General features: G+C 60.7%; 26 protein-coding genes and 3 pseudogenes. 14 read left to right on the top strand and 15 right to left on the bottom strand.

The genetic code is table 11. The annotated features are described in order from the left end of the window. Positions 1–81: 81 nt before the first annotated feature. Positions 82–1,419, top strand: a complete 1,338-nt coding sequence (gene aptA / locus JQC81_RS18545) for an omega-aminotransferase AptA (protein WP_203273260.1) — start codon at positions 82–84, stop codon at positions 1,417–1,419. Between the two features lie 112 nt (positions 1,420–1,531). Here the strand turns inward: aptA and JQC81_RS18540 are convergent, their stop codons facing one another. From JQC81_RS18540 to JQC81_RS18520, 5 genes are all read right to left on the bottom strand, one after another. Then, positions 1,532–1,747 carry a MurR/RpiR family transcriptional regulator gene (locus JQC81_RS18540; protein ID WP_203273259.1) on the bottom strand — a complete coding sequence of 72 codons (216 nt, stop codon included), beginning with the start codon at positions 1,745–1,747 and terminating at the stop codon, positions 1,532–1,534. A 51-nt stretch (positions 1,748–1,798) separates the two neighbouring features. After that, positions 1,799–2,980 carry an ABC transporter substrate-binding protein gene (locus JQC81_RS18535; protein ID WP_203273293.1) on the bottom strand — a complete coding sequence of 394 codons (1,182 nt, stop codon included), beginning with the start codon at positions 2,978–2,980 and terminating at the stop codon, positions 1,799–1,801. 66 nt (positions 2,981–3,046) lie between these two features. After that, positions 3,047–4,102 (bottom strand): N-acetylglucosamine-6-phosphate deacetylase, encoded by a 1,056-nt coding sequence (locus JQC81_RS18530; protein WP_203273258.1) that lies wholly within the window; start codon positions 4,100–4,102, stop codon positions 3,047–3,049. 7 nt (positions 4,103–4,109) lie between these two features. Next, positions 4,110–5,024, bottom strand: coding sequence for a glucosamine-6-phosphate deaminase (locus tag JQC81_RS18525; protein ID WP_312887552.1), 915 nt, complete (start codon positions 5,022–5,024; stop codon positions 4,110–4,112). A 226-nt stretch (positions 5,025–5,250) separates the two neighbouring features. Further along, entirely contained in the window at positions 5,251–6,642 is a 1,392-nt protein-coding gene (locus tag JQC81_RS18520) for an amidase (protein ID WP_203273257.1), read from the bottom strand. Between the two features lie 226 nt (positions 6,643–6,868). On the opposite strand from JQC81_RS18520, the gene JQC81_RS18515 reads away from it, so the two are divergent. From JQC81_RS18515 to JQC81_RS18465, 11 genes are all read left to right on the top strand, one after another. Then, positions 6,869–8,059 (top strand): ABC transporter substrate-binding protein, encoded by a 1,191-nt coding sequence (locus JQC81_RS18515; protein WP_203273256.1) that lies wholly within the window; start codon positions 6,869–6,871, stop codon positions 8,057–8,059. Between the two features lie 120 nt (positions 8,060–8,179). After that, positions 8,180–9,064: a branched-chain amino acid ABC transporter permease gene (locus tag JQC81_RS18510; protein ID WP_203273255.1), complete on the top strand. Its 885-nt coding sequence runs from the start codon at positions 8,180–8,182 to the stop codon at positions 9,062–9,064. Next, entirely contained in the window at positions 9,061–10,014 is a 954-nt protein-coding gene (locus tag JQC81_RS18505) for a branched-chain amino acid ABC transporter permease (protein WP_203273254.1), read from the top strand. The genes JQC81_RS18510 and JQC81_RS18505 overlap by 4 nt, the downstream gene beginning before the upstream one ends. Then, positions 9,992–10,708 (top strand): ABC transporter ATP-binding protein, encoded by a 717-nt coding sequence (locus JQC81_RS18500; RefSeq protein ID WP_203273253.1) that lies wholly within the window; start codon positions 9,992–9,994, stop codon positions 10,706–10,708. Before JQC81_RS18505 ends, JQC81_RS18500 begins: the two co-directional genes overlap by 23 nt. After that, a complete protein-coding gene (locus JQC81_RS18495; protein ID WP_203273252.1) occupies positions 10,708–11,424 on the top strand; it encodes an ABC transporter ATP-binding protein in 717 nt (238 codons plus the stop codon). The genes JQC81_RS18500 and JQC81_RS18495 overlap by 1 nt, the downstream gene beginning before the upstream one ends. Before the next feature lie 492 nt (positions 11,425–11,916). Then, positions 11,917–13,053 carry an ABC transporter substrate-binding protein gene (locus JQC81_RS18490; RefSeq protein ID WP_203273251.1) on the top strand — a complete coding sequence of 379 codons (1,137 nt, stop codon included), beginning with the start codon at positions 11,917–11,919 and terminating at the stop codon, positions 13,051–13,053. Positions 13,054–13,213: 160 nt separating this feature from the next. Continuing rightward, positions 13,214–14,092 carry a branched-chain amino acid ABC transporter permease gene (locus JQC81_RS18485; RefSeq protein WP_203273250.1) on the top strand — a complete coding sequence of 293 codons (879 nt, stop codon included), beginning with the start codon at positions 13,214–13,216 and terminating at the stop codon, positions 14,090–14,092. Next, on the top strand, positions 14,092–15,072 hold the full coding sequence (locus JQC81_RS18480; RefSeq protein ID WP_203273249.1) for a branched-chain amino acid ABC transporter permease: 981 nt from the start codon (positions 14,092–14,094) through the stop codon (positions 15,070–15,072). Before JQC81_RS18485 ends, JQC81_RS18480 begins: the two co-directional genes overlap by 1 nt. After that, a complete protein-coding gene (locus JQC81_RS18475; protein WP_203273248.1) occupies positions 15,069–15,815 on the top strand; it encodes an ABC transporter ATP-binding protein in 747 nt (248 codons plus the stop codon). Before JQC81_RS18480 ends, JQC81_RS18475 begins: the two co-directional genes overlap by 4 nt. 3 nt (positions 15,816–15,818) lie before the next feature. After that, entirely contained in the window at positions 15,819–16,556 is a 738-nt protein-coding gene (locus tag JQC81_RS18470; protein WP_203273247.1) for an ABC transporter ATP-binding protein, read from the top strand. A gap of 67 nt (positions 16,557–16,623) precedes the next feature. Beyond that, positions 16,624–17,286, top strand: coding sequence for an IS630 family transposase (locus JQC81_RS18465; RefSeq protein WP_203273246.1), 663 nt, complete (start codon positions 16,624–16,626; stop codon positions 17,284–17,286). Positions 17,287–17,423: 137 nt separating this feature from the next. On the opposite strand, the gene JQC81_RS18460 is transcribed toward JQC81_RS18465, so the two are convergent. The 7 genes from JQC81_RS18460 to JQC81_RS33245 form a co-directional block, all read right to left on the bottom strand. Further along, positions 17,424–17,573 (bottom strand): DUF1127 domain-containing protein, encoded by a 150-nt coding sequence (locus JQC81_RS18460; protein WP_203273245.1) that lies wholly within the window; start codon positions 17,571–17,573, stop codon positions 17,424–17,426. 247 nt (positions 17,574–17,820) lie between these two features. Then, the gene (locus JQC81_RS18455) at positions 17,821–18,132 is read right to left on the bottom strand and encodes a hypothetical protein (protein WP_203273244.1); all 312 of its coding nucleotides are present in this window, start codon (positions 18,130–18,132) and stop codon (positions 17,821–17,823) included. A 263-nt stretch (positions 18,133–18,395) separates the two neighbouring features. Further along, the gene (locus JQC81_RS18450; RefSeq protein ID WP_203273243.1) at positions 18,396–18,644 is read right to left on the bottom strand and encodes a hypothetical protein; all 249 of its coding nucleotides are present in this window, start codon (positions 18,642–18,644) and stop codon (positions 18,396–18,398) included. A 256-nt stretch (positions 18,645–18,900) separates the two neighbouring features. Next, positions 18,901–19,071, bottom strand: coding sequence for a hypothetical protein (locus JQC81_RS18445; protein ID WP_203273242.1), 171 nt, complete (start codon positions 19,069–19,071; stop codon positions 18,901–18,903). A 165-nt stretch (positions 19,072–19,236) separates the two neighbouring features. Then, positions 19,237–19,470 (bottom strand): hypothetical protein, encoded by a 234-nt coding sequence (locus tag JQC81_RS18440; protein WP_246520518.1) that lies wholly within the window; start codon positions 19,468–19,470, stop codon positions 19,237–19,239. An 83-nt stretch (positions 19,471–19,553) separates the two neighbouring features. After that, a complete protein-coding gene (locus JQC81_RS18435) occupies positions 19,554–20,984 on the bottom strand; it encodes a DUF7986 domain-containing protein (protein WP_203273241.1) in 1,431 nt (476 codons plus the stop codon). A gap of 113 nt (positions 20,985–21,097) precedes the next feature. Continuing rightward, the gene (locus JQC81_RS33245; protein ID WP_312887551.1) at positions 21,098–21,832 is read right to left on the bottom strand and encodes a tyrosine-type recombinase/integrase; all 735 of its coding nucleotides are present in this window, start codon (positions 21,830–21,832) and stop codon (positions 21,098–21,100) included. Between the two features lie 32 nt (positions 21,833–21,864). Here JQC81_RS33245 and istA point away from each other — a divergent pair. Together istA and JQC81_RS18420 are read left to right on the top strand one after the other, a co-directional pair. After that, positions 21,865–22,641, top strand: a pseudogene (gene istA, locus JQC81_RS18425) (IS21 family transposase); the annotation flags it as partial. A 139-nt stretch (positions 22,642–22,780) separates the two neighbouring features. Next, complete coding sequence (locus JQC81_RS18420; protein ID WP_203273240.1) at positions 22,781–23,050, top strand: hypothetical protein; 270 nt, start codon at positions 22,781–22,783, stop codon at positions 23,048–23,050. Between the two features lie 22 nt (positions 23,051–23,072). Here JQC81_RS18420 and JQC81_RS18415 read toward each other — a convergent pair. The 3 genes and pseudogenes from JQC81_RS18415 to JQC81_RS32760 form a co-directional block, all read right to left on the bottom strand. Beyond that, positions 23,073–23,660, bottom strand: a pseudogene (locus JQC81_RS18415) (UPF0149 family protein); the annotation flags it as partial. A gap of 49 nt (positions 23,661–23,709) precedes the next feature. Further along, a pseudogene (gene tnpC / locus JQC81_RS18410) lies at positions 23,710–25,289 on the bottom strand (IS66 family transposase). Between the two features lie 52 nt (positions 25,290–25,341). Next, the coding region (locus JQC81_RS32760; RefSeq protein ID WP_210347212.1) for a hypothetical protein at positions 25,342–25,548 on the bottom strand (207 nt) is incomplete at its 5' end.

Genomic DNA, 25,548 nt, shown 5'->3' with positions numbered 1-25,548 from the left:
AGAGCCTTAGCAGATAGAAGAAAAGGACTTGTTGGCCTCCTTCGATCATGGCCATGATCCGCCATCGAAAGGATCACGGTCATGAACGCTCCCCAACGGCACAACAGCTTCCGCCTCGACAGTTACTGGATGCCCTTCACGGCAAACCGCCAGTTCAAAGCCTCACCCCGCCTGCTCACGCGGGCGGAAGGGATGTACTACACGAGCGATGACAACCGGCAGATCCTCGATGGCACCGCGGGCTTGTGGTGTGTGAACGCCGGTCACGGCCGGCGCGAGATTGCTGACGCGGTGGGGCGCCAACTCTCCACGATGGACTATGCCCCTTCGTTCCAGATGGGACATCCGATTGCCTTTGAGTTTGCCGAGCGTCTGGCCGCCATTGCACCGGGTGGGCCGAGTGCGGGCCTCGACCGCGTGTTCTTCACCGGGTCCGGCTCGGAGTCCGTCGATACAGCCCTTAAGATTGCAATCGCCTATCAGCGCGCCATCGGCCAGGGCACGAGAACGCGCCTCATCGGGCGGGAGCGCGGCTATCATGGCGTGGGCTTCGGGGGCATCACCGTTGGCGGCATTCTGAACAACCGCCGTGTGTTCCCGCAGCTTCCCGGCGCCGACCATCTGCGGCACACCCATGACCCCGCTCGCAACGCCTTCGTGAAGGGCCAACCCGAGCATGGTGCTGAACTTGCCGATGATCTCGAGCGCCTCGTTGCGCTGCACGGGGCAGAAACGATCGCAGCCGTTATCGTCGAGCCCGTTGCCGGCTCCACTGGGGTTCTCATCCCGCCCAATGGCTATCTCGAGCGGCTGCGAGCAATCTGCGACCGCCATGGCATCCTGTTGATCTTCGACGAGGTCATCACGGGCTTCGGCCGTCTTGGCGCACCGTTCGCGGTGGACCACTTCGGCGTCATTCCGGACCTCGTGACGGCAGCGAAAGGGCTGACCAATGGGGCCATTCCCATGGGTGCCGTGTTTGCCAGCCGTAAGGTCCATGACGCACTGATGCACGGGCCCGAGAACCAGATAGAACTGTTCCACGGCTACACGTATTCAGGTCATCCGGCCGCTTGTGCTGCGGGATTGGCGACCCTCTCGATCTACCGGGAAGAAGGACTGCTGACGCGTGCGGCTGAGGTCGAAGCCTACTGGCATGATGCCATCCACAGCTTGAAAGGGCTGCCGAACGTCAATGACATTCGCACCATCGGTCTGATTGCGGGTATCGAGCTGGACAGCCGTGCAGGGGCTCCGGGGAGCAGGGCGTATGATGCTTTCGTTGATTGTTTCGAGAGAGGGCTGTTGATCCGGGTCACAGGCGACATCATCGCCCTCTCGCCGCCGCTGATTATCGAGACCGCTCAGATCGACGCCATCATCGATACCTTGTCTGATGCCTTGAAGCGGGTTGCTTGATCTCAACGCTACTTCTCAGGTCAGACACTGCCGCACAGCGAGGGGATGCCGCATCCAGTTCCTGGATGCGGCATCCGGTTTCGCGACCGTGTCGCACGGATTGTTTGGGTGGTTAATGATGGAAAGTCCAAACCAAGCTTTCACTCAGGTCCTTCAGTGACTCGACGGCAGTCGGTCGCTCGCGCGCAACGACTGTGATCAGCGCATCGGCGAGGGCGAATATTGCAGCCGGCGAATTTGGCAGGAGGCGATTGCGGGCCGGCGTGAACAGGGTGATATCGGCGACACGGGCCAGTGGTGAGGTTGGAGTATCGATCAAGGCCAGCAAGGTCGCACCTCTATTCTTGTGTCTGGGGGCAGAATCCTCTTCAATGCTTACCTATTTTGATCTCTTTGAACCAATTTGTTCGTCCCACCTGCGGAATGCAACCACCATCTTGTCGGGCGTGAGAGGCAGCTCGATCGGGTTGTTAGCGATTAGATCAGCGTATTCGGGCCGGCCGAACTCCCGGATGACATCCTGGCTCTCCTTCGGGGCCATGGTGATCGGAACATTCTTCACCGCCGGACCCGGATAGAGATACCCTTCGTCGTAGGCAAAAGCTTGGCTTTCTGGCTTCAGAAGGAAGCCCATCAAATCAAGAAGCACTGCGAGCTTGTCATCAGCGACACCTTTTGGAACCACCATGAAGAAGGCATCGGAGACCCAGTGAAAGCCCTTGAGGGTTGCAATCTTCGCCTCCTTGGGCACGATACCAAGGGCTCGCGGATTGATGTCCCATCCCGTGGTTGAGACGATCATGTCCCGCGAGCCCTCGCCGAACTCCTTCATCGTCGCGGTTGTTCCCGACGGATAGTACTCGATGTACCGGTTGAGTTCTGCCAAATAGGCCCAAGTCTTCTCCCAGCCGTTGACGGGGTCCTTGGGATCCTTGTCACCCAAAAGGTAGGGCAGACCCATAATGAACGTCCGTCCCGGACCGGAATTGGCAGGGCGCGCATACATAAACCGGTTCGGGTTTGCCTTAGCCCAGGCGAGGAGTTCATCCGCCGTCGTGGGGACACTCTTTACACGATCGGGCGCGTACTCGAGCAGCGGACCAGAAGGATAGTAGTTGATGACGATTCCGTAACCCTGTCCTTGTGCTCGGTGCAGGTTAAGCGCTGCAGGCTCATAGTTCTCCTCTAAACCGGGGAAGCGGTCCCCGTATGTCGGCAGGAGTTTCAGCCACAGGTTATTTTCAAGCCCAGCCGCGAGCCCGTCGCTGCCGGTCAGGACCATATCAATGTCGACGCGTCCCGCATCCTGTTGCGCCTTGACCTTGCTGGCGATCTCTGGCGCGGGGCCTTTGACGTAAGTGATGCGAGAGACGAGTTCTGGCTTCGCTTGGCGATACGCTTCGAATGCTTTCTGCATCAGAGCGAGAGCGCCACCAACATCCATAACGCTGAGCGTAACAGGCGATTTCGGCAGGGTAGGGGCCTGTGCGCGGGCACCGGCCGCCTTGAGTGCCGCTAGGCCAGCGGCCCCGCCAAGCAGGTTGCGTCGGTTGATCCTCATACCACGATCATTCATCGCTTTTCCTCCCTCACATAACAGCTCACATGAGTCTTCTTAAGCAGGTCATTATCCATCGGTGGCAGACGAACCTCTGTGGGTCGTAGCTGGGAATGTCCGTCCCACCGGTCCAACGCTGACCTCTAGCGGGCGAAGCTCGGGCGACCAGGTGACTTGGCCAACCTCGTTCGTGATCGAGAAGGTCCTGAATGCTAAGCGCATTAGGTTGCGAGGATTGTAAGAGGCCATCTGCACTGCCTGTTCCGGGGTTGCCAAACTCCATTTCACAAGGTTCCGCACGGCTCCATCAAGAGTGAGGGCAGAACCAGCCAAGTAATGGCTGCCCGGCAGCCGGACGCTACCGTCGCTTGCATGTTCCACGACCATCCCGGCAAACGGGTAGAGACCCGGCTCAGTTGCCGCTGCTGAGACGGCATCGCTAACGAGAATCGAGCGCTCCAGCCCTTTGACCCGGAGCATGACTTTGAGAGCGTGTGGAGGAAGGTGTATGCCATCGACAATGAGGCTGGCGCTCAAGCGATCCTCGGCAAGCTGCGCCATTAAGGGGTTGTCCACCTTGTGCAAAGTCTGAGGCAGCCCATTACCGAGATGCGTAGACAGGCGGGCGCCTGCCTGCGCCGCACGCGAGATGGTTGCAACATCGGCCGCCGAGTGCCCAATAGCAATCACCCTTCCGGCTGAGCACATGGCTGATATGAAGTCCTCGCTGCCGGGTAGTTCAGGCGCAATGGTCACGAGCAGAATGGGTCGCGATAGACTACGCGCCAGCCGCTCGATCATGGAGATCTCCGGGGCCGCCATGGCGTTGGCTGGATGGCACCCGGCATAACCGTCAGAAGAATTGAGGAAAGGGCCCTCAAGGTGATAGCCCGGCACCATAACCGGTCCGAGTTTGCTCCGGGCTACCGCGCGATCGAGAGCGGCAAATCGGGCCGCGAGCACGCCAGGCGGGGCTGTAATCAGTGTCGGCAGACACGAGGTCGCACCTGTGGCAAGCATGGCCTCAAGGGCGTGATCGAGCCGATCCGCATCAACCTCGTCAGAATTGAAGTCGACGCCGGCGAAGCCATTGACTTGCAGATCAAAGAGGCCGGCGCTGCGCATCTCCGCCTCAACGTGGATTGGATTGCGAGAGCAGCGACGCCGCCGGCGGATCGAGATAGAGGGTGCAGTCCTCGTGTCTTTGAAGCACCGACGCGGGATAGTCCGGGGAAATAGAGGCTTCAACGGCTGCACGGACCGCCGGCGCCTTCCGAGCATCAGGCACGCTCAGGATCACGCGCTTGCTCTTAAGGATCTGGCGGATGCTCATGGAGACTGCCTGTTCGGGAACAGCGTCCAAGGAGGGAAACCATCCCTCTCCCATCTGCTGGCGTCGACAGGCCTCATCGAGAGTGACCACAATATAGGGTGCGTCTACCTCAAAATCGGCCGGTGGGTCGTTGAAAGCCAGATGGCAGTTCTCGCCAATTCCGGCGAAGCAGATATCCACCTCACGCTTGCCTAGTAGCGTGTTGAGGCGCTTAAGCTCTGCGTCGAGGTCGGCTGCGTCGCCATGAACTGGCACAAAGTCACCAAGTCCTGGGACACGCGATACGAAGCGGTCCAGAAGGTATTTGCGGAAGCTGGCAGGGTGACTTTCCGGTAGCCCGACGTACTCATCGAGATGAAAGGCTGTCACCTTCGACCAATCGATCTCAGGCTCACTGACGAGCGCATCAAGCATCTCGAACTGACTAGCACCTGTTGCGACAATGATCGTGCATTCGCCTTTGGCCGCCACAGCGTCACGGATCGACTTGGCGCCATCGGCGGCGGCCCGCCTTCCAAGGGATGTCTTGTCAGGGAGGACTTCTATGATCATTCCACGAGGCAACCCTCTAAAGTTGGGCTCTTGCTTCTCGGCGGATAGGACCAGCGAGCCCTGTTGCGGTAGTCGCGGTAGTGAAGCAAAAAAGTATCGGGATAGCAATAACTGCTGCGCCGGTAGTGGGGCTATAGCGGCGGGAAAACGCGGATCTTGCACAAGCCCCCTTGCGGACCACCTTGTCCTCGGCAAACCTTGGAACTGAGTATCTGCTAATTTCCCTCCGCCAATCCACCTTTGAGCCATACGGATGTTTGAGATCAAACCCACTCGTCTGCTCGACGACTGAGCCGCGTTTAGCGGAGGCGAGCCTTGGCATGGGTATCAGCCTCCTGGAAGGAGTTGCCATTCAAAAGAAGCGTTCCCGCGACAGTTTTGCGCCTGATTAGCTCAGGAAGTTGGTCAAGTCTGGAGCCTCAGACGTTCCGAGCACATCCTCGATCGCTAGCGCAATCGACAGTGCCTCCAAATCAGCCCCTTCGGGACAGATAATCTGAAGTCCTATTGGGAGATTCCCGGGCTTCTGCGGCAGCGGAACGCTCACGGCGGGACATGCGAAATAATTCGCGGGCTGAGTATTGCGGGTCATGCCCAGTGCAAGTTCAAGGGCCTTCTGTTCGTCATCCAGGTCTGCCACGGAAGGGGGGGGCGTTGCGGTCGTCGGAGTGACCCAACCGTCGAACCCCACGAACTTCTCGGACACGCTCTGGCGGGACTTGGTTCGCTTTGCCTCAAGCGTCAGATAATCCGCTGCTGTCACATCAAGGCCAGAGGTTGCACGCTTCGCAACAATTGGATCCATATGGTCGCGGCCGGCAAGGAAGCGATCGCGACCGAGGGTTGCAACAAGGCAAGCCGGGAGAACAGCGGGGAAATAGCGCTCGCGCTCGCTCGCCTCGGGAACAGATACAGGCCTCAACCGGCTCCCTGCAGCCGACAGGGCTTCCATCGCCCCTCTAATTTGCGCTTCGACAACCGGATCGAGGTTATCAAAAAAGTACTCCTGCGGAACGCCAAGCCGAAGCGCCTCGACAGGAAGAGGGCGTGCTTCCATCTCGCCGGTGAGCGCAGCCACAGCAATCGCTGCGTCTCGGGCACTCCGTGTTAGCAGGCCAGGCGTATCCAAATGAGGTGCCAGAGGGAACGCTCCATCAGTCGAGAAGAAGCCGGGTGTCGTCTTGAACCCGAATATCCCATTGAACGCGGCGGGGACGCGGACCGAGCCGCCCGTATCCGACCCAATGGCGAAGGCACATAAGGCGGCGGCAACTGCAACGCCTGAGCCGGAGCTCGAGCCTCCAGGCAGGCGCGGCGTTTGTGCGTCCCATGGATTGATCGGTGTTCCCTGGGCACTGGATACCCCGGTGATGCCGAGGGCGAACTCGACGGTCTTTGTCTTACCAAGAATAACGCATCCTGCCTGACGCAAACTTTTGACCAGGGGGCCTTCTGGTCCAGCGATATCGTCGATGTTCATTTTGGTGCCTGCTGTCGTGGGCATGCCCTTGACAACGAACAGATCCTTCACCGCGACCGGTACGCCCATCAGCGGACCAAGATCAGTGCCGGCCGAATAGAGCGCGTCGATTGCGCGTGCGGTCTCAAGCGCCTGCTCTGCAGCAACATGCTGGAATGCGCCGAGTCGTGGGTCGAGCAGTTCGATGCGGGAGAGATAAGCCCGCGTTGCCTGCTCGGATGAAATCTCGCCGGCTCGAAACCGTCGGGCGAAATCAGAGAGCCCTCCCTGACCAAGTGGATCATCTTCCAAAACGACCATTCAGCGTCCCTCGTAATATTAAAACATGGCCGCTTCCTGCAGCGCAGGTATGCGAACCATGAACCATTTCATTTCGCAGGTGAGGATATTATCCAGCTAAGCTCTGTCGAGAAAAAAGTGTCTGGCGGGGCAGGAACACCCGCACTAGGTTTAACCCACTGCAGAAGGTTCTCTTTCTTGCAGCAAGAGACTTCCTAGTGAAGCAGATAAACAGGTGAGGAAACAAATGAGGATTGCTATCGCCGCTGCATTAGCGGCCACTCTGTGCGCGGTCGGCGCCCCGGCTCAGGCGCAGGTTGAGGTAGGCGTTATCAACAGCCTTTCGGGTAACTTCGCGGCATTCGGAGAGCGTTATCGCACAGGTCTTCAGGTTGCGCTCGACGAGATCAACGCGAGCGGAGGTATCAAGGGTCAGCAGCTCACCCTTACGATCCAGGATGACCGGTCCGAAGCCAAGAGTGCGCTTGCCGCAGCTGAGAGTTTTGCAAGCAAAGGCGTTCCGCTTGTCATCGGGTCCTACGCCTCCTCGATCACAGGACCACTTGCTCAGTTCCTGACACGCCAGAAGGTCCCGATGATCGTTTTGGGCAGCGCCGACGACAGCATCACGAAGCCGGGTTCGCCGTGGGTGTTCCGCGCCAAGCACAACTCGACGATCGTCGGGAAGGCTTATTTCGACTATTTTGATCACCTCAAGACTACAAAGAAAGATGTGCCTCTTGAGACGGTCGCTATGCTGTACGGTAACGGTGCATGGCCTACCTCACTGGCGAAAGAGGGCAAGCGTCTCGCATCGGAGCGCGGGTACAAGGTTGTCGGTGACCAATCCTATGATCAGGGTGTCACTGATTTCCGGCCGATTCTTAACCGCTTCCGTGGCGCCAACCCGGATATCCTCTATATTGTGTCCTATGCAGAGGATGGTGTCGCGATCACCCGGCAGATGCGTGAGGTTGGCCTCAACGCCAAGGTTATTGCCATCGATACATCTGCGGCTCTTCCGAGCTTCGTTCAGCAAGTCGGAAAATCGGCTGACTATGTTGCAACGGCCGTAAGCTGGAGCCAAGACGTGAAGTATCCCGGTGCGCAGGAGCTCTATGAGCGCCTGAAGGCCAAGGCTGGCGGTGAGCCCTCGTTCTATGAGGCAGAAGGTTATCTCGCGCTGATGGTCGCGGCCGATGCTCTGCGCCGTGCCGACCCGAAATCGCGTGACTCCGTGCGCGAGGCGCTGGCTGCGACCGACATCACGACACCTGTGACGACAGTGAACTTCAAGAGTGCTGACGGCTTCCAGGGTCAGAACCCGATCCGAAGCCTCATCCTGCAGATCCAGGATGGCAAACACGTCACGGTATTCCCGGACGATCTCGCCGCGAAGCAGGCGCAGCACCCCACGCCGGAATGGTCGACCCGCTGACATAAAGGAGCCGGCGGCACATCCGCCGGCTCTAACCAGAGCTACAATCGCATAACAAGCTTGCTCACCGCCGTGCATGTTCTTGCGGTGGATGAACGCGTGACAGCAATCGGAAAAAAAATGGCCGGGTTAGATATTTTCCTCCAGAACATCGCCAACGGAGTTCTGATGGGAGGCGTTTATGCTCTCATCGGAATCGGCCTAACTCTCGTGTTCGGGGTCATGCGCACGATCAACTTCGCGCATGGCGATTTCGTCGTGCTCGGCATGTACAGTGCCGTCCTCTTCAACGCGCTCCTCGGATGGGATCCATACCTATCACTGGTTCTTGCAATGCCGATCGGCTTTTTCGCCGGCGTCATTGTTGAACGCTTCATCCTCTCACGCGTCATCGATGCGCCGCCGGAATCTGCGCTTCTGGCGACGCTCGGGATCTCATTAATCATCGGGAATGCAATCCTGCTCACCTTCGGTGGCGAGCCGCGCTCCGTTCAGGTGTCGTATGCCTCATCAACCTTCTCGATTGCTGGGGTCAACCTTTCTATGGTCCTGCTCCTTGCTGGGATCGCTACCGTAATTATGATCGCAGCACTCTATGCGCTGCTCAACCGGACCGAAGTTGGCCGTGCCATCCGCGGCACTGCGGAGAACCGGCTTGGCGCCGAGCTCGTTGGCATCGATACCCGGCGGATCCACAGCATCGTCTTTGGCCTTGGCGTGATGTTGGCCGTCATGGCAGGTGTCACGCTCATCCCGCTCCTGTTCGCAACTCCGACCAACACGGGAGCCGTGTTCACGCTGAAGGCTTTCGTCGTCACGGTTCTCGGTGGGTTGGGGAACGTCGGTGCGGCGATCGCCGGAGGTATTCTGCTGGGGGTCGTCGAGGTTCTGGGCGCCTCTTACTTCATGTCCGAGTACCGTGAGGCTTATGGATTGATTGCGTTCCTGCTGATCCTGCTCTTCCGGCCTGAGGGTCTATTTGGACGGACGGTGAAGCGCGTATGACAAAGCATCTCATTGGACTGGGCGTGCTGCTCGCTGTCGGCGTGGCCTACCCGGCCATCTTCCCTAACAATCTGACGATTGCGATCTCTGTCCTGCTGTTCGCCGGCTGGGCCACGTCTTGGGACCTGCTCGGTGGATGGAACGGCCAGGTGAGCCTTGGTCATGCATCGTTCGTGGGCCTCGGAGCCTATTTTGTCGCCATCGGCCAGAGCCAGTTCGGACTTGCGCCATGGTGGACAATGGCCATGGCAGCCGCTGTTGCGGCAGTCCTCGCTTATTTTTGGGGATGGCTGACCTTTAGCCTGCGAGGGCCGTACTTTTCGCTTTCCACCATCGCGGTTGCGGAGATTCTCCGGTTGGTCGCTATCAACGAGGAGTGGTTGACCGGCGGCGCTACGGGTGTCTTCATTGCAACCCTCCCCGAACCATTCGGCGTCGACCTCTTCTCCAGAACCGCCCAGTTCTATATGGCGCTCGCCTTCGCGACCGTGGTGATTGCGACCGTCATCGTGATCTCTCGAGCTCGGTTCGGCTATCAGCTCCGGGCTGTTCGCGAGGACGAGGACTCGGCGATGGCTGCCGGCATCGATCCGACGGCGACGAAGCTGAAGGCGTTCATGCTGTCCGCTGCGCTCACCTCAATCGGCGGCGGAATCTACGGGATCGTACTGGCTTTCATCGAGCCGCACGTCATTTTCGCCCTTCTCCTGTCCGTGCAGATCGCCCTCACCGCCATCATCGGTGGGCGTGGGACAATCTGGGGGCCCGCAGTCGGCGCCCTTGTGCTGATTGGGGCAGGGGAGATGTTCCGCACCACGTTCGCCGAAGCGAACATGCTGATCTATGGCATCCTAATCCTTGTGGTCGTGCTTTTCGTCCCCCGCGGCATCGTCGGGGAGTTAGCCCGCAGACATATTCGGAGGCTCTATGCCAAACGTGCTCAGGGCTGACGGCATTACCGTCAAGTTTGGTGGGGTAACGGCTGTCAACAACGTTTCCCTGTCCCTCGGCTCCGGCGAGATCCTAGGCCTGATCGGCCCGAACGGCGCCGGCAAGACCACACTGTTCAATGCGGTGACGGGCTTTGCTCCGATGCATTCCGGCAGGATTACCTTGCTCGACAAGGATATCACGGCGCTCCCGACATTTAAGCGGACGCGTTTGGGCTTTGGCCGAACTTTCCAGACCGAACGGCCCTTCGAGGAGCTGACGGTCTTGGAGAATGTGCTCATTGCCGCGTTCCTGACGGTCGGACGGCGGAGCGAGGCGGAGCGCCTCGCCATGAGCGTTCTCGAGCAGGTGGGGCTGGCGGATCGGGCTCACCAACCGGCATTGGATCTTAACCTTGCACGCCGACGGCGGCTGGAGCTGGCGAAGGCGCTCGCTGTAAAGCCGAGGGTGATCTTTCTCGACGAGATCATGGCGGGTCTGAATCCTCCAGCGTTGCGGGAGATGATCGCTTTCGTGAGCTCATTAAGCGCGCAGGGTCTCGCGGTCTTGATGGTCGAGCACATCATGGAGGCAATCATCGAGTTGTCCGACCATGTCATCGTACTCGCCAGCGGCGAGAAGATCGCGGAGGGAACCCCGCATCAGGTAACGAGCAACGAGCGCGTGATCGAAGCGTATTTGGGGACCGACTGATGGGTCAGGCAATTCTGCAGGTTGACAATGTCGACCTTGGCTACGGCGCGCTGAAGGTGGTGTTCGGTGCGTCCCTCCATGTGGATCGCGGTGAACTGGTCGGCCTCGTTGGGGGAAATGGTAGCGGCAAGTCGACGATCCTCAGAGCGATCTCAGGCATGATTGCTCCGTGGAGTGGACGCATCCTATTCGATGGCGAGGAGCTCAAGGGAGCACGGCCTCACCAGATGGCTCGCAAAGGATTGGCTCATGTGCCGATGGGTCGTCAGTTGTTCCCGAACATGACCGTGCGGGAAAATCTCATGCTGGGCGCCTATCTGCCGGAAGCAAAGGCTGCCCGGGACGAGAACATGGCGAAGGTTGAAACGCTTTTCCCGGACCTTGTTCGCTACGCCAACGCGATGGCTGGTCAGTTATCCGGTGGTCAGCAGCAGATGGTGGCTATTGCACGTGGTCTTATGCTCGGGCCCAAGATGCTCATCATGGACGAGCCAAGTCTCGGGCTGTCGCCGCTTTTCGTCAAAGAAGTGATGGCAGCGATCAGGCGGGTCGCCGAGACTGGTCTTCCAATCCTACTAGTAGAGCAGAATGTGAAGCAGGTGCTCGCTGTCAGTCATCGCGTTTACGTGCTCGAGAATGGCAAACAGGTGCTCGATGGCCCATCAGAGGAGTTACAGGGGCACCCAATGATCCGTAAGGCTTATCTCGGCCTGTAATCTGTCAGTGTTACGCACAAGAGCTACAGGCAGTAGAGAATAGTTCGACTGTATAAGAGCATCTCGGGAACGTCTTGATGCTTGGTTGAGAGGGCTCGTTCTCCAGGAGCTGTCAGAACGACCTTCTTTAGCGGGCTGAGTATGAGCGAGAGATGGCATTCCCTGTATTGTGGGAATCTCGCTTATGATGCACCCAGAACTTTTTAGTCTTTTCTGCTCATATCGAAAATTCGACTGGCGCAGTCGGATATCTAGCTTTCATCGCGAAAGTTGCCACAACAATCTCCTAAAATCGTGATAACGTTACTAATATCAAGCGGTCTTATCATTATATACCAATTTCGGGCAAAATTTGCGATTGACGTTACAGCTTAGGTCGTCAAAGGATCAACAAAATTTCAGGACGGCTAAGTTCGGTGCCTGTCCGCTGAAACGGTTCGGACGGCGCGAATGAGACAACGCCGGCCTAACAGAGGGTAGGGAGGATCACCAATGTATTCCAAATTCGTTCTCGCGGTGAGCGCGGCGCTGCTGACCCTCGTGGGGGCTGCACAGGCCCAGGAGGCCGTCGAGATCGGCGTCGTCGTCGAGCTTTCCGGCGCCGGCGCACCGGCGGGCACCAACTGGCGTGACGGCATTAGGATAGCCGTGGAGGAGATCAATGCCGAAGGCGGCATTCTCGGCAAGCCGGTCAAGGTCACCGAATACGACACGCAGACCGATCCGCAGATATCCCGTGCGCTGGTGCAGAAGGCGATCGATGGGCGCGCCTATGCGATCTGGGGTACGATCTATTCCGGTTCAACGCTGGTCAACATGCTAGTAGCGCAGCAGAACAGCGTGCCGCAATTCGTCGGTTCTGAGGCGCCTACTATCGTCGAGAAAGGCAACCCGTTCGTCTTCCGTACCTCCTCCGGCGCTCAGAAGGGCGTCCCGGCCTTGGTGCCCTACTTCAAGGACACGTTGAAGGCCAAAAAGGTTGGTGTCGCCTGGGTGAACAACGAGTTCGGTCGCGGCGGGCGCAACGTGTTTATCGCCGAAATGAAGAAGGCTGGGATCGAGGTTGTCGCCGACGTGCCATCCGAGCAGGCGCAGACCGACTATGCGTCGGATGTCTCCAAGCTGAAGCAGTCGGGTGCCGACGCTGTGTTCGTCTATATGAACCAAGAGGAGTCCGCCCGTTTCCTGATTGAGGCGAAGAAGCAGGACCTCTCCATGCCGCTCGTCGGCGAGGTAACGCTGACGGAGGCCAAGGTGATTGAGCTTGCCGGCCCCGCGGCTGAGGGTGCGATCGCTCACGTCGGCATCACGGCCACTGCCGATCAGGTCGAAGGGATTGCGGCCTTCAGAGAGAAGTTCGTGAAGACCTTTAAGCGAGTTCCGACCCACGATGCGATCAAGGGCTATATCGGAGCCTGGACGACCAAGTACGTGACCGAACTCGTCGGTAAGTTTGATGGCGAGGCCTTCTCGGAGAAGATGCACGGCTTGTGCCTGCCAGCCACTAAGTATCCGAGGATCCTGCTCGATACCTGCTGGGACAACCGCGGTGAGATGTCCCGTCCGAGCTTCATGGTACAGGTTCGAAATGGCTCGCCGGTCGTGATCGGAACCGTTCCTGCCAACTGAACGCTAGCGCATCATCGGGAAAGTGGAGCCTTCCCCGAACGATGCGCCGCCTCCAAGAGGAGGCATCGGACTCAAAAGTGGAGCCCACTTGTGGGTCCGATTCTCTAAGATCTGCCGCACCGGCAACGCCGGTCGCTGAGGCCTCTAACCAAAACATACGATGTCCCAGTTCCTCCAGATCCTGCTGTCCGGTCTCGCGACTGGATCGATCTACGCGCTTGTGGCGATCGGCTTTGCGCTGGTCTGGCAGGCGGCCCAGACGATCAACTTCGCCCAGGGCGAGTTCGTCATGCTTCCGGCGTTCCTGGTCTTGGTCGGCCTGAACTACTTCGATCTCCCGCTCTGGGGCGCGCTGCTGTTCGGCCTCGGCATGTCGATCCTCATACTGGGAGCAGCATTCAAGAAGCTAGTCGTGGAGCCTATCCTGCCGCATGGCGGCATCACACTCGTCATTGCCACGATTGCGCTCGGCATTCTAATCAGGGAGAGCGTGAAGGAGTTCTACAGTGCTGAGGGGCAGCCCTACCCATCCGTGCTCCCCAGCGACCCGATCAACATCTTCGGCGCGGTCGTCTCACTGCAGGACATCCTGAACCTCGTTCTCTCGCTGGGCATCGTTGTCCTGCTGACGCTTTTTCTCAACCGCACCCGAACCGGCCGCTGTATGCAGGCGACCGCGCAGAATCCGGCTGTGGCCGAGATCTTAGGCGTCGACGTGAAGAGAATGGTCCTCTACACGTTCCTGATCAACGCAGCGCTCGCGGCGCTCGCCTCCTTCCTCATCACGCCGGTCTATCTCGCCAAGTTCTCCAACGGCGAAACCCTTGGCCTCATTGCCTTCATCGCGGCCATTGTCGGCGGGTTTAACCAGATCCGCGGCGCGCTGGTGGGTGGCTTGCTGATCGGCGTCCTGGACAACCTGGTGGCCACCTACATCACTGCTGAATACCGCGCTGCGCTGCCATTGATCCTTCTCATCCTTATCATTCTGGTCCGACCGCAAGGCATTCTGGGCACGCCTGAGGGGAGGGCTGTTTGATGGCCACCTGGCTTCGCCGCATCCTGATCCTGGCACTGATCGCGCTCGCGATCGTCGCGCCCCTCGGACAGGGCAACTACATCATCTACGTGATGACCTCTTGGCTGATCTTCTCGATCGCCGCGATGGGTCTCAACCTGACGTTAGGCTATGCCGGCCAGATCTCGCTGGCGCAGGCTTCCTTCATGGCTATCGGGGCCTATACGACGGCGCTCCTCACGCTTTCAGGCTGGCACTGGCTTGCGGCCATGCCGCTCGGCGTGCTGGCCTGTTTCGTCGTCGGATTCGGGCTGGGCTATCCGGCTCTGCGCGTAAAGGGTCACTTCCTCGCCTTCATCACGCTCGCGTTCAACACACTTGTCTTCCTCGTGCTACGCAATGAGGAGTGGTTGACGGGCGGAACCTACGGGCTCGTCGGCATTCCGCGGCCGGACCTTGGCTTGTTCTCGACCATGCGGTCGCTGCCCTTCTACTACTTCACGCTAACGGTAACGATCGTCGCTGCGCTGGCGATGTGGGGCATCGTTCGCTCGCCCTGGGGCCGCGCCTTCAAGGCGCTGCGTGAGAACCCGATCCGGGCCGAGAGCTTAGGGGTTGACACCCGCCGCATCACACTTCTGGCTTTCGCCATCGGTTCCATGTACGGCGGGCTTGCCGGGGCACTGATTGCATCGCTCGTGCAGTTCATCGAGCCGGGCTCCTTCGGGCTCGCCCATTCCCTGCGCATCCTACTGATGGTCGCGGTCGGTGGTGCGGGTTACTTCTTCGGCCCATTCGTGGGCGCGGGCGTCGTGATCCTGCTGCCCGAGATCCTCCGGTTCGCCGAAGGCTACTACCTCATCATCTATGCGGTGCTCGTGATCGTCATGCTCATCTTCGTCCCATCGGGCATGATCGGTATCTGGGGACGCATCCGCGACCGATTCTTCGTGCGGCCTGTCGCCCGCGCCGATCTCCAGCAGGGGGCGCAGCTCAAATGAGCCAGCCAGTCCTTTCTGTCCGCAGCATCGAGAAGAGCTTCGGGGGCATCAAGGCCGTCAGGGGCGTGTCCTTCGATGTGCACAAGGGCGAGATTCTCGGCCTGATCGGGCCGAACGGCTCCGGCAAGTCGACGCTCTTCAACTGCATCCTCGGTCAGCTCGAGCCTGATGCGGGCCAGGTCCATGTCAACGGCCGCGACGTCTCAGGCCTACGGCCGTCGAAGCTGAACAGGCTCGGCGTCGGCCGTACCTTCCAGCAGCTCGCCGTATTCCCGCAGATGAGCGTGTTCGACAACATCGTCCTGGCGGGGCAGGAGCATCGCGGCACAATGCTGTCACGACTCTTTGGCCCCTCTGATGCTGGCCTCACGGCAGACGCTGAGAGGATGATTTCGTTCTTCCGACTGGGTCATTTGCGGGGCACGCTGGCGGGCTCGCTGTCGTACGGGCAGCAAAAGCTGCTGGATGCTGCTATGGCTTTCATGGCGGGTCCAGCTCTCGTGCTGCTCGACGAGCCGGCGGGCGGCGTGAACCTCACGATGCTCGCACACCTAAGGGAGCGGCTCGCCGCCTACAATGCCGAGCATGATACGACATTCGTGGTGATTGAGCATAACATGGAGTTCGTGATGAACCTCTGCACCCGGGTGATCGTCCTCGCCGAAGGTGCAGTTATTGCCGAGGGGACACCGGACGAGATTCGGTCGAACCAAACTGTAATCGATGCCTATCTCGGTGGCTGACTGATGCTTGAACTGCGCAACGTTCATGGCGGCTACGGTAAGATCACAATCCTGAACGGCGTCTCGTTCAAGATCCCGAAGGCGTCGATCACCACAATGATCGGTCCCAACGGCGCGGGCAAGTCCACCGTGTTCAAGGCGATCTTTGGCCTGCTGCAGATCCACTCCGGTCAAATCCTCCTAGGCGACCAAGAGGTTACGGGCCAGACGCCGCGCCAGATGATCGCCCATGGTGTGACCTATGTGCCGCAGGGCCGCAATGTGGTGCCGCAGCTCTCGGTCTATCACAACCTAGAGCTTGGTGGGATCACTGTGCCCAACCAAGCCAAGGTGCGCCAACGCATCGAAGCGGTGATGGACCAGTTCCCGATGCTAAGGGAGTTCAGGAACCGTAAGGCGATCGAGCTTTCCGGCGGTCAGCAAAAGCAGCTCGAGGTGGCCCGCTCGCTTCTGCTCGATCCTAAGTTGGTGCTCATGGATGAGCCCTCTATCGGCCTGTCGCCGAACATGGTGCGGGAGGTCTTCCAAACCCTGATCCGCCTGCGCGACAGCGGCGTGACGATCCTGATGGTGGAGCAGAACGCCAAGGCCGCGCTCGCGCTATCAGACTATGGCTTGGTGCTTGAGCTTGGCCAAACTCGCATGCACGATAACGCGAAGAAGTTGCTAACCGACCCGCGCGTTGGTCAGCTTTTTCTCGGCGGCCACGTGCATGAGGATGTAGCGGTCGATGGTCGTTGAGGCGATAAGGAGCCGCAACGTTCGCACATTCGGCTACATCGAGACTGTGATTGAAGGACGATAGAGGGTGCTCGACTCCAACGTCCGGACTTTGGATGCTCAAGCGCATGGACCTGACGCACAAAAAAAGACGCTCCGGGCGGCCGAGCAGGACCGGCCGGACGTAGCCCAGGAGCGCCGCCGCTTTCGGGTGTGGCAACGCTTCATGGATGCCAGCCGCTTTGTGTTCCTGGACGAGACCGGCACGGCCACCAACATGATCCGGCGCTACGGCGGGGCACCGCGCGGGCAGCGGGTGGTCGATGCGGTGCCGCACGGACATTGGCTCACCACGACCTTTGTGGCGGGCCTGCGCGAGAACGGGATCATCGCACCGCTCGTGGTGGACGGGCCCATGCGGGGCGAGATCTTCAAGGCTTATGTGGAGCAGATGCTGGCGCCAGCCCTCTCGCCTGGCGATGTGGTCGTGCTCGACAATCTGGCCGCTCACAAAGTGGCAGGCGTTGAGGAGGCAATCCGAGGTGTCGGAGCCAGCCTGCTGTACCTGCCGCCGTATAGTCCCGATCTCAATCCGATTGAGCAACTGTTCGCCAAGCTCAAGGCGCTCCTGCGCAAGGCGGGCGCACGTACCAAGGAGGCGCTCTGGACCACGATCGGAGAACTGCTTGATGCCTTCGAGCCGAATGAGTGTCAGAACTACATCAGGAACTGCAGGTATGAGCCCGTCTAAGTCGAATCTGCTTTAGCAGCGCCACGAAGATACCATCAAGCTGCATGTTGGCCCCAGGGACAAGGACAGGCACGGATGCACTGCCGTCCTTGACCCTCACTCAAGCTCATCTGTTGCAGGAGTACTCAGCTCGGGCTTCAATGGCCCTGGCGGGCCACCTGCGCGATGTCGTGCCTGGCAATGCCGATGTCGGACAACTCACGGTCAGACAAGGCATTCAACTGCCGTGCCGTTTCACGAGCCCACAACCAGCGACGCAGGCTTGACAGAACAACTGATAAAAACATGACGCAACCTCAATGATGAGCCGGCCCAAGCGCACAGGCGTCGCGCAAGGGCAGCGAGAAAAAGGCCACCAGTAGGGTGGTGGCCGGGTTTAGGGAGGGAACCCGCCACCGGGAGGCCGCGGCGGAGGAGGGGTCATCTACAGCGCACGGGGCGCGAGACAAACCCGAAAGGGATCGCCCCAGCCATGCGGAAAGAGCATGGAACGGATCGGACGCGTTTACCCCTCGTTTACGGTCATCAAGCAGCTCATTTAGGAACCTTGCTGATGATCCATCTGACCGCCTCTGGACTGAAGCCGATCTCGATCAGCTCCTCTTCCAGATCCTCAACGGCATCAGGATCAAGGGTGATCGAGTTGTCCTCTGCACCTGCCTCTGAAACCGGCATCGGCTCGTTGCCCGTCTGCTCCGGTTCACTGGCCTCGTCGGCAATGGGCGCTACTGTGACGCGCACGACCGGGCTGCCCTCCTCGTCTTCATCATCCTCGCTCTCGTAGACTTTGAGCGTGACCCAGCGCTCCTCAACCTCGTCTTCATAGACTGTTTTCCACTCACCCATCCGCTCCTCCTCGATCATGCCTCAGCGCCACCGTACTCCGGCATTGTAGCGCAACAATCCCGGGCCCATGGGAGTTGTTCTATGGCGGAGGCGTTCCACAGCCCCTGTGCTCTCCTTGCACCAGGCCTCCGTAGACTTGAGCCCCGTTCAGCCCAATCCCGACGAGGCTCTTTCTATGCCGAAGCGCACGCAGGTCTGGCTTCTGCCGCAGACATCAATGCAATCGCCTTGATGCTGCGCGCAAATGGCTCATGAAAACCATCTCACCCGTTCCCCTGCGTCTGAAGAAGATTGGGCGAAACTGGATTGCCGCGCAGAACCTTAGGCGTCTCCTCACTGGCCGTTATGACAGGACCCGCAAGCCCTTGAAGCAGAGGCAGCGTGATGATGCCAGCCACGACGGCAAGCACCGCAATGATGAACTCGGCTCGCCCATAGGCTGCTCTTTTGCCGTGAAAGGCGTGGCAGCCTTTCGGGGGGCTGAACACAGCGTTGTTATCATTCACCGCCATCAGCGGCCTGGGTTTCAGGTGCGCCAACGGCATGGGGCCGCACGAGAACGCTTTGTTGGTGCAAGCAGAAAGTACAACCCTCATCCGGCAGCCTCCCCTACGAGGTCCTTCAATGAGTGTACGTTGCCTGCCTGGTTCAGGCTCTCGCCCGAAGGGGTAACTCTGCCGCTCCAAAGGGGTACACGGTTTCAAGATCTTGATTTCAGGTCACCTGGAATGCGCGCTGAGCTCTCTAGTGGATCTCGTCCAACTCGTCTTAGAGCGAATTGATCTGCCCTTCGGTCTCTTCGAAGGACGTGCACTCGGGCGTGATCAACAAGCGTCCATCCTCGCCCCGGGTGTAGCGGAGGAGGGCAATCTTCACGGCTGGCGGGTTGTCCAGTGTTCCAGGCCGGATTACGAGCTCCAAGGCTCCGAAGAGATGCATCGATGGATCTCCTTGCCAGGGTTGAGAGTGAGGCCGCATGCCGGGTACCGCCTAACCAGCTTGCGACTCCGTTTACCGACACTGAAGCAGCATCGCGATCTCCGTCCTGTTCTCCCCAAGCCACTGGGTGGCATCAGGCTGGCTGACAACACACTCGACGGCGGCCTAAGTGGGGTCCTCGAGTGACTCGTCCCTCAGCCGGGTGGCCGCATAGTCGACGAGCCGATGAAGGCCGTCGTAGCCGGGCTGCGCTTCAAGCGCATCGGCGACCCAGACGCTGGACCAGCCCTGCTCGGCAAGATGCAGAATGCTGTGCGGATCGGCCTCGCGAAACCATGGTGTCGCGTAGAACTTGAGAGCGAGTGCGTTGTCGGCGGTATGGCACGAAGCCTGGATCATCGCCTGCCTCCCGGATCAGCTCTCCGGAGCGCAATTCTTCCACACGCTCCCGCCCGGACTGAACCGACGCTGTCTTCACAGGCCTACCGCCTGAGCTTCTCGAGCCCCAGATCACGCCAGAGCCAGGTGAAATCATAGCTGACCATCGGATCGTCGGGCTGCCTCCCGCCCTTCGACTGGTTCTCGATGTGCTTCAGCCAGTCCACGACCTTGCGCCGTCCCGCGACGGTTTGAACGGCGCCCCGCGGGCTCAGGTCCCCAAGCGCCGGGATCGGCTCGTCGAGGGTCTTGCGGTAATGGTCGGTCAGAGCCTCATGGATCAGTTCGGTCTGCACGTCGGCCGGAAGGTCGTTCGCCTTGTGGTCAATGTCCCGATCTCGCCTGGCCATGGCCTGTTCGAGCGTTTCGATCTCGATTAGAGCCGGCCCGACCAGCGCCCCGGCCAGTTCAGCCAGGATGGTCTGCCCGCGCTCGGCCCGTTCGCGGGAGTTCACCTCCAGCAGCAAGGCCTTGTCGGTCAACTCGATAGTGCCCAGAACCGTGTCGCCCGTGTCGAGCGTCACCCGCACGGACGTGCCTTGCCCTGGGGCGAACCTGCTCGCCGGCTTGCGTGAGGATTTCCGTGTGGCAGGCTGACCCGGTTCGATCCAGTTCCAGAAGCCCTCATTCTCCTCCTGGAATGCCGGAATGGAGCGCAAACGCTCTCGGATTTCAGCGGCTGCACCCTCTGAGCGCAAGGGAAAGCGAACCCGGCAGAAGACCACCTCGTCGCCATCGCTGTTGAGAATGGTCGGCAGGCTCTGATCGAGGGCTGAAGCCAAGGCATCGTCCAGCCAGATGTTGCTGAAGATTGGTGCAGCCGTAGCCATAAACAGGAGATCGGCGATCTGGCCGTCCTCCCGGGTCGCTCTGGGCAGCTGGGCTTCCTTGGTCAGCTTGCGCAAATCGCGCCGGGCCTGTGTTCTGGCAGCCTTAAGCTCATCCATGAGCAGAGTGGCGGCGCTCGGGCGGAAGGGCAGGAGGCCTCCGGCCAGGATGTTCTTGCCCGAGACCTCGACAATCCGGGCACCGATCTTGTCCCAGACCTTGAGGCTTTTGGTGGCGGAGTGCTCGCTGACGCTGATCGGCTCACCGCCGCGCAGCAGATCTCGCGCCAGGAAAGATTGGCCCGGCACGATCTCGCTGACCTCGTACAGGCTCATGCAGGAGTTCCGTAGCGCCTCCATGTAGCGTCGGTTGCCGGCACTCTCCTTCCAGCCGCGGCGCTTGAGATAGTCCTCGACGACGTTGCGCCCGTCCGGCTCGATGGCTTGGGCCAGGAAATCCTCGAAGGCGCAGCCCCACAGGGTCATGGCCGCGTGATCGCCGATCACCTCGGCGATGTCTTCGAAGTCCATCTCATAGTCTTCGCATGCTGGACCAAGGTGCAGATCCAGGACCTCCACGAACGGCTCGCGCCATTCCTCGTGTGTAAGCCATTTCATCAGCCCGGAGAGGGAGTGGTTGCCGAGCATGATCCTTCGATCCTGGTTGAGTTGCAGGAGAAGCGCTTCAAGCTCAGTGTATCGCCGCAGGATTTCGGATCAAGCGCGGCTTCCGAGCCCCTTGTCCATACTGCTACAGAGCTTCAGGCAGCTGTCGTGCGCTCGTCCCGTTCATCCTCGTTGAGCGGGTGGAGGTCTCGCACCATCTGGTGGAGGCGAGAGGTGTCGAGATGGGTGTAGATCTGGGTGGTCTCGATGCCGGCATGGCCGAGCAGCTCCTGCAGCACCCGCAAATCGGTGCCGCCTGAGTGCATGTGGGTGGCAAAGGCATGCCGCAGCACGTGCGGCGAGACCCGCTCGGGGCTGGCAAGGCCTGCCGCCACCGCGGCTTCCTTGATCTCGAGCAGGGCCGCCTGACGCGTCAGGGCCTTGGATCCGTTGCGCACCGCATGGAACAGCCAGGGGGAGGGCGCTCCACCGGAATAGGCGCGGGCCAGCTTCTGCCAGTGGGCGATGGCTGCAATGGCACGCTCGTGCAGCGGCACAAGCCGCTGCTTGTCGCCCTTGCCGCGCACCAGCAGCATACGGGTGCCGGGAGGCGCAGCGTCGGAGGGCAGCGCCAGGGCCTCGCTGATGCGCATGCCCGAGGCATAGAGGGTCTCGAACAGAGCAGCCCGCCGGGCATAGCCGGCCTGCCGGTACAGGCCGACTGACGGATCGGCCGCAAGCCTGTGGGCCATCTCCAGGAGGGCTTCCGTCTCAGCAATGGACAGGACGAAGGGCAGCTTCCGGGGCCGGCGCATGGTCGACAGATTGGATGTGGGATCGCGGGAGCCGAGGTCCTCCGCGATCAGGAACTTGTGCAGGCCGCGGGCCACCGTGATCCGTCGGGCAATAGTCGATCCGGCGTGCGGTCAGGCTCACCCGCGAGATTCGGGAGCGCGGCTATCAGGGCGCCTACACGGCCGTGAAGCGATTCCTTGCTGCCGTACGTCCCGCCGATCGGCCCAAGCCCTTCGAGGTTCGCTTCGAGACCCCCGCCGGCCAGCAGGCCCAGGTCGACTTCGCCCGCTTCGTCACCACCTTCACCGATGAGCCGGAGATCACCCGTATCGTCTGGCTGTTCTCCCTGGTGCTCGGCCACTCGCGCTACATCTTCGCGCGCTTTGTCATGCATCAGGACCTGCAAACCCTGCTGCGCTGTCACATGCTGGCCTTCGCGGCCATCGGCGGCGTGCCGCTCGAGATCCTCTATGACCGCATGAAGACGGCGGTGACGGGGGAGGATGGCGAGGGCCACATCATCTACAACCGGGCGCTGCTCGCCCTGGCGCAGCACTACGGCTTCCAGCCCAAAGCCTGCCGGCCCTACCGGGCCAAAACGAAGGGCAAGGTCGAGCGGCCCTTGAGCTACATCCGGCAGGACTTCTTCCTCGCCCGCAGCTTCCGTAACCTCGATGACCTCAATGCCCAACTGCAGGATTGGCTGGATATGGTGGCCAATGCCCGCCTGCACGGCACGACGCAGCGGATCGTCGCGGAGGCCTTCGCGGCCGAGCAGCCGGAATTGCAGCCCCTGCCGGCGGCGCCCTTCGATGCCCTTCTCAAGCTGGAACGGCGCGTCAGCCATGACGGGCTCGTGTCGATTGGCGGCAACTACTACAGCGTTCCCGACCGTACCCGGCGTGTCCCACCGTAGCAAACTAGGAATGTCACCCCCCTGAACGGCAGTGCATGGGAATGTGGCAAGGGCTGGGTGGAGATGAGCGAACGGGAGCTTCGCCACGCTGAGGTGCTGGCCTCGGTGTTTTGCAGACCAGTTGACGATGACCGTAGCGCCTGACCTCTTGGGCGTCACCAGGCGCCAGGCGCACCGATTGGCGCGTCAGTTTGACGAGCATGGTGCAGGTGGCCTTCGCCACCGGGCCCGTGGACGACCCTCCAATCGTGGGCTGGGGCCGCATGTTCGCCAGATGGCCATCGCCTACGTCACGGAGCACTTCCGGGACTTTGGACCGACCCCGGTGAGCCAGCTGCTTCTGAAGTATCATGGCCTGCGGGTCTCGCGGGACACGCGGCGGGCATGTATGCGGTAAGCGTCCGGTGAGTCTCTGACGGTCAGTTGAGACCACAGCACTTCTTGTACTTTTTGCCGGAGCCGCACGGGCATGGATCGTTGCGGCCGACTTTGCCAAAGGCCGGTGCCGGCGCAACTGGCTGGCCGGCAAGATGCTGGCTGACCCGCCAAGCGTTGAGGATCTCGACCCAGGCGGGAATGAGATCAGGCGCCTTTTCGGTCAGCTCCTGGACCTCTTGCTCTGCCAGATCGCTTTCGGCGTGAGCAATATCGATGAGCATGACAAGGCCGGTCAGTGCCATGCGCGCCTTCTCGTCGCCCTTGAGAAGGGCCGCCCAGCTGTCCGGGCGAAGCTGCATGGCGGTCTCAAACCCTTCGATCCAGAGCTCCCACAGCGTTTCATCGTGCCGGGCGTCGACTTCAAACACGGGCGCATAGCAGCCCGACTGCAGATCGGTGGCTGTGGCGTTGTAGTGCTCCATCACCAATCCGACGAGCTGTTCGGCCTGTCGGGCATTCTCGAAGACAGGAGCTTCATCCTCGTCCCCACCCCAGACCAGCGGCAGCCACTCGCCCGGCATGATCAGATCAGGGCAGACAAGGAGCCCCGCCAGAAAGCCATCGAGCTCACTGACCAGCATCGCATCACTGTCGATTGGCAAGCTGGCCAGCTTCTTCTCAAGCAGCTTCAGACGACGTGGGATGTTCTGCATGCGGCGTCCAATTCCAGGGCAGCAGGTCACTGACGCGGTTGATCGGATGATCCGAGCCAGAACGTCGCGCAGCCAGGCCTCCGGATCAAGGCCATTCAGTTTGGCGGTCTCAATCAGCGACAGAATGGCCGCAGCCCGTTCTCCGCCTGTGTCCGACCCCGCAAAGAGCCAGTTCTTCCGTCCAAGAGCAACAGGGCGGATGGAGCGCTCAGCGGCATTGTTGTCGATCTCGATCGTGCCGTCATCAAGATAGCGGCACAGGGCCGTCCAGCGCGACAGAGCATAGCGGATCGCCTGTGCCGTGGCGCTCTTTCGAGGCAGGCGCGCCAGCTCCCGCTCGAGCCATTGTCGCAGCGCCTCGACGTTCGGCCTCGCCTGCTCCTGACGCACCTGGAGCCGCACCTCCGGAGGTGATCCGCGAATGGTCGCCGCGATGTCGTAGAGCTCCCCGATGCGACGGAGCCCTTCCTCTGCAATCGGGGCCGCTCCGCTGACGGTCAGCTCAAAGAACTTGCGCCGGGCATGAGCCCAACAGGCAGCCTCCACAATCGGACTTCGTCCGTCCGGTGCTTGGACCCGGTACAGGTCCTTGAAGCCCGCATAGGCATCAGCGTGCAGAACGCCGGAGAAGCCCTTCAGATGCGCTTGCGGGTGCATGGCCTTGCGATCGCGGCTGTAGAAGTAGCACACGGCCGGAGGCACAGGGCTCTGCCAGGGGCGCTCATCCCGGACATAGGTCCACAGCCGCCCCTGCTTGGTCTGGCCTCGCCCGGGCTCGAGAACCGGAACCGGTGTGTCATCGCCATGCAGGCGCGTGCCGGCGAAGACATGGGCACGAACCGCCGCAACCAACGGCTCCATCAGCCATGCCGCGCGTCCCATCCAGTCGGCCATGGTCGAGCGCGCAATCTCGACGCCCTCACGGGCATAGATCTCCGACTGCCGGTAGAGCGGCAGGTGATCGCAGAACTTGGCGACCAGCACATGCGCCACCAGCCCCGGGCCGGGTTTGCCGCGCTCGATGGGCAGAGAGGGCATACTGGTCGTGACCACCGCGTCACACGTCATGCACCGATAACGTGGCTGAATATGGCGCACCACACGGAAGGACGCCGGCACATAACCGAGAACCTCGGTGACCGTCTCGCCCGATTGGCGCAGCCGGTCGCCGCCGCACCGGGGGCAGACGCAGCGGGTGGCATGGACCACGTCTTCGCGCGGCAGATGGTCCGGCAGCGGCAGGCGCGCGGGCCTTGCACGGTCCGGTTGCTTCTCAGCCGGCGGAACCGGCCCGGTCTCCTGCGCCGCGGCCGCTTCGATGTCTTCCAGGGCTAGTTCAAGCTGCTCGATGGCCCGGTCGATCTTCTCGGACGAGGCGCCGAACCGCGCCCGGCGCAACAGGAGCAGTTGCGCCTCCAGCTTCTCGATCAAGGTCCGCTCCGAGCGTAGCTCGGCCTCCTTGGCCGCCAGTTCGGCGGCCTGCGCGGCGATAATCGCGCGCAGCCCATCGGGCTCGGATGGAAGCGGATCAGGAAGAGCCACCATGATCCGGGAGGCTAGCTGATTTGCCTGGAGCGGAACAGCTATCCTGTTGGGCTCAGACCGCCATCACGCCACACGAGACGGTGGCGAGGACCAAGCGGGACGGCGCCAGTCGATCCCCTCCCACAGCATGGCCAGCTGAGCCGATGTCAGCCGCGCGGCTCCGTCCGCCGGCGAGGGCCAGGTGCAGATTCCGACGCAATCCGGACAGGTATTCCGATTTGAAGCCGGACAGCATTCCGGAATGAAGCCGGACACCGTT

It is taken from the genome of Microvirga arabica, from assembly GCF_016811235.1.
GTDB classification, from domain to species: domain Bacteria; phylum Pseudomonadota; class Alphaproteobacteria; order Rhizobiales; family Beijerinckiaceae; genus Microvirga; species Microvirga arabica.
The sequence above is the reverse complement of the archived record's forward strand: the minus strand, read 5'-3'. Positions and strand labels throughout refer to the sequence as shown.

Excerpts from the sequence above, each read along its gene's own strand:
- aptA (WP_203273260.1), top strand. The coding sequence starts at position 82 with ATGAACGCTCCCCAACGGCACAACAGCTTCCGCCTCGACAGTTACTGG.
- JQC81_RS18535 (WP_203273293.1), bottom strand. The coding sequence starts at position 2,980 with ATGAGGATCAACCGACGCAACCTGCTTGGCGGGGCCGCTGGCCTAGCG.
- JQC81_RS18530 (WP_203273258.1), bottom strand. The coding sequence starts at position 4,102 with ATGCGCAGCGCCGGCCTCTTTGATCTGCAAGTCAATGGCTTCGCCGGC.
- JQC81_RS18520 (WP_203273257.1), bottom strand. The coding sequence starts at position 6,642 with ATGGTCGTTTTGGAAGATGATCCACTTGGTCAGGGAGGGCTCTCTGAT.
- JQC81_RS18515 (WP_203273256.1), top strand. The coding sequence starts at position 6,869 with ATGAGGATTGCTATCGCCGCTGCATTAGCGGCCACTCTGTGCGCGGTC.
- JQC81_RS18510 (WP_203273255.1), top strand. The coding sequence starts at position 8,180 with ATGGCCGGGTTAGATATTTTCCTCCAGAACATCGCCAACGGAGTTCTG.
- JQC81_RS18505 (WP_203273254.1), top strand. The coding sequence starts at position 9,061 with ATGACAAAGCATCTCATTGGACTGGGCGTGCTGCTCGCTGTCGGCGTG.
- JQC81_RS18500 (WP_203273253.1), top strand. The coding sequence starts at position 9,992 with ATGCCAAACGTGCTCAGGGCTGACGGCATTACCGTCAAGTTTGGTGGG.
- JQC81_RS18495 (WP_203273252.1), top strand. The coding sequence starts at position 10,708 with ATGGGTCAGGCAATTCTGCAGGTTGACAATGTCGACCTTGGCTACGGC.
- JQC81_RS18490 (WP_203273251.1), top strand. The coding sequence starts at position 11,917 with ATGTATTCCAAATTCGTTCTCGCGGTGAGCGCGGCGCTGCTGACCCTC.
- JQC81_RS18485 (WP_203273250.1), top strand. The coding sequence starts at position 13,214 with ATGTCCCAGTTCCTCCAGATCCTGCTGTCCGGTCTCGCGACTGGATCG.
- JQC81_RS18480 (WP_203273249.1), top strand. The coding sequence starts at position 14,092 with ATGGCCACCTGGCTTCGCCGCATCCTGATCCTGGCACTGATCGCGCTC.
- JQC81_RS18475 (WP_203273248.1), top strand. The coding sequence starts at position 15,069 with ATGAGCCAGCCAGTCCTTTCTGTCCGCAGCATCGAGAAGAGCTTCGGG.
- JQC81_RS18470 (WP_203273247.1), top strand. The coding sequence starts at position 15,819 with ATGCTTGAACTGCGCAACGTTCATGGCGGCTACGGTAAGATCACAATC.
- JQC81_RS18460 (WP_203273245.1), bottom strand. The coding sequence starts at position 17,573 with ATGTTTTTATCAGTTGTTCTGTCAAGCCTGCGTCGCTGGTTGTGGGCT.
- JQC81_RS18455 (WP_203273244.1), bottom strand. The coding sequence starts at position 18,132 with ATGGGTGAGTGGAAAACAGTCTATGAAGACGAGGTTGAGGAGCGCTGG.
- JQC81_RS18450 (WP_203273243.1), bottom strand. The coding sequence starts at position 18,644 with ATGGCGGTGAATGATAACAACGCTGTGTTCAGCCCCCCGAAAGGCTGC.
- JQC81_RS18445 (WP_203273242.1), bottom strand. The coding sequence starts at position 19,071 with ATGCATCTCTTCGGAGCCTTGGAGCTCGTAATCCGGCCTGGAACACTG.
- JQC81_RS18440 (WP_246520518.1), bottom strand. The coding sequence starts at position 19,470 with ATGATCCAGGCTTCGTGCCATACCGCCGACAACGCACTCGCTCTCAAG.
- JQC81_RS18435 (WP_203273241.1), bottom strand. The coding sequence starts at position 20,984 with ATGCTCGGCAACCACTCCCTCTCCGGGCTGATGAAATGGCTTACACAC.
- JQC81_RS18420 (WP_203273240.1), top strand. The coding sequence starts at position 22,781 with ATGACCGTAGCGCCTGACCTCTTGGGCGTCACCAGGCGCCAGGCGCAC.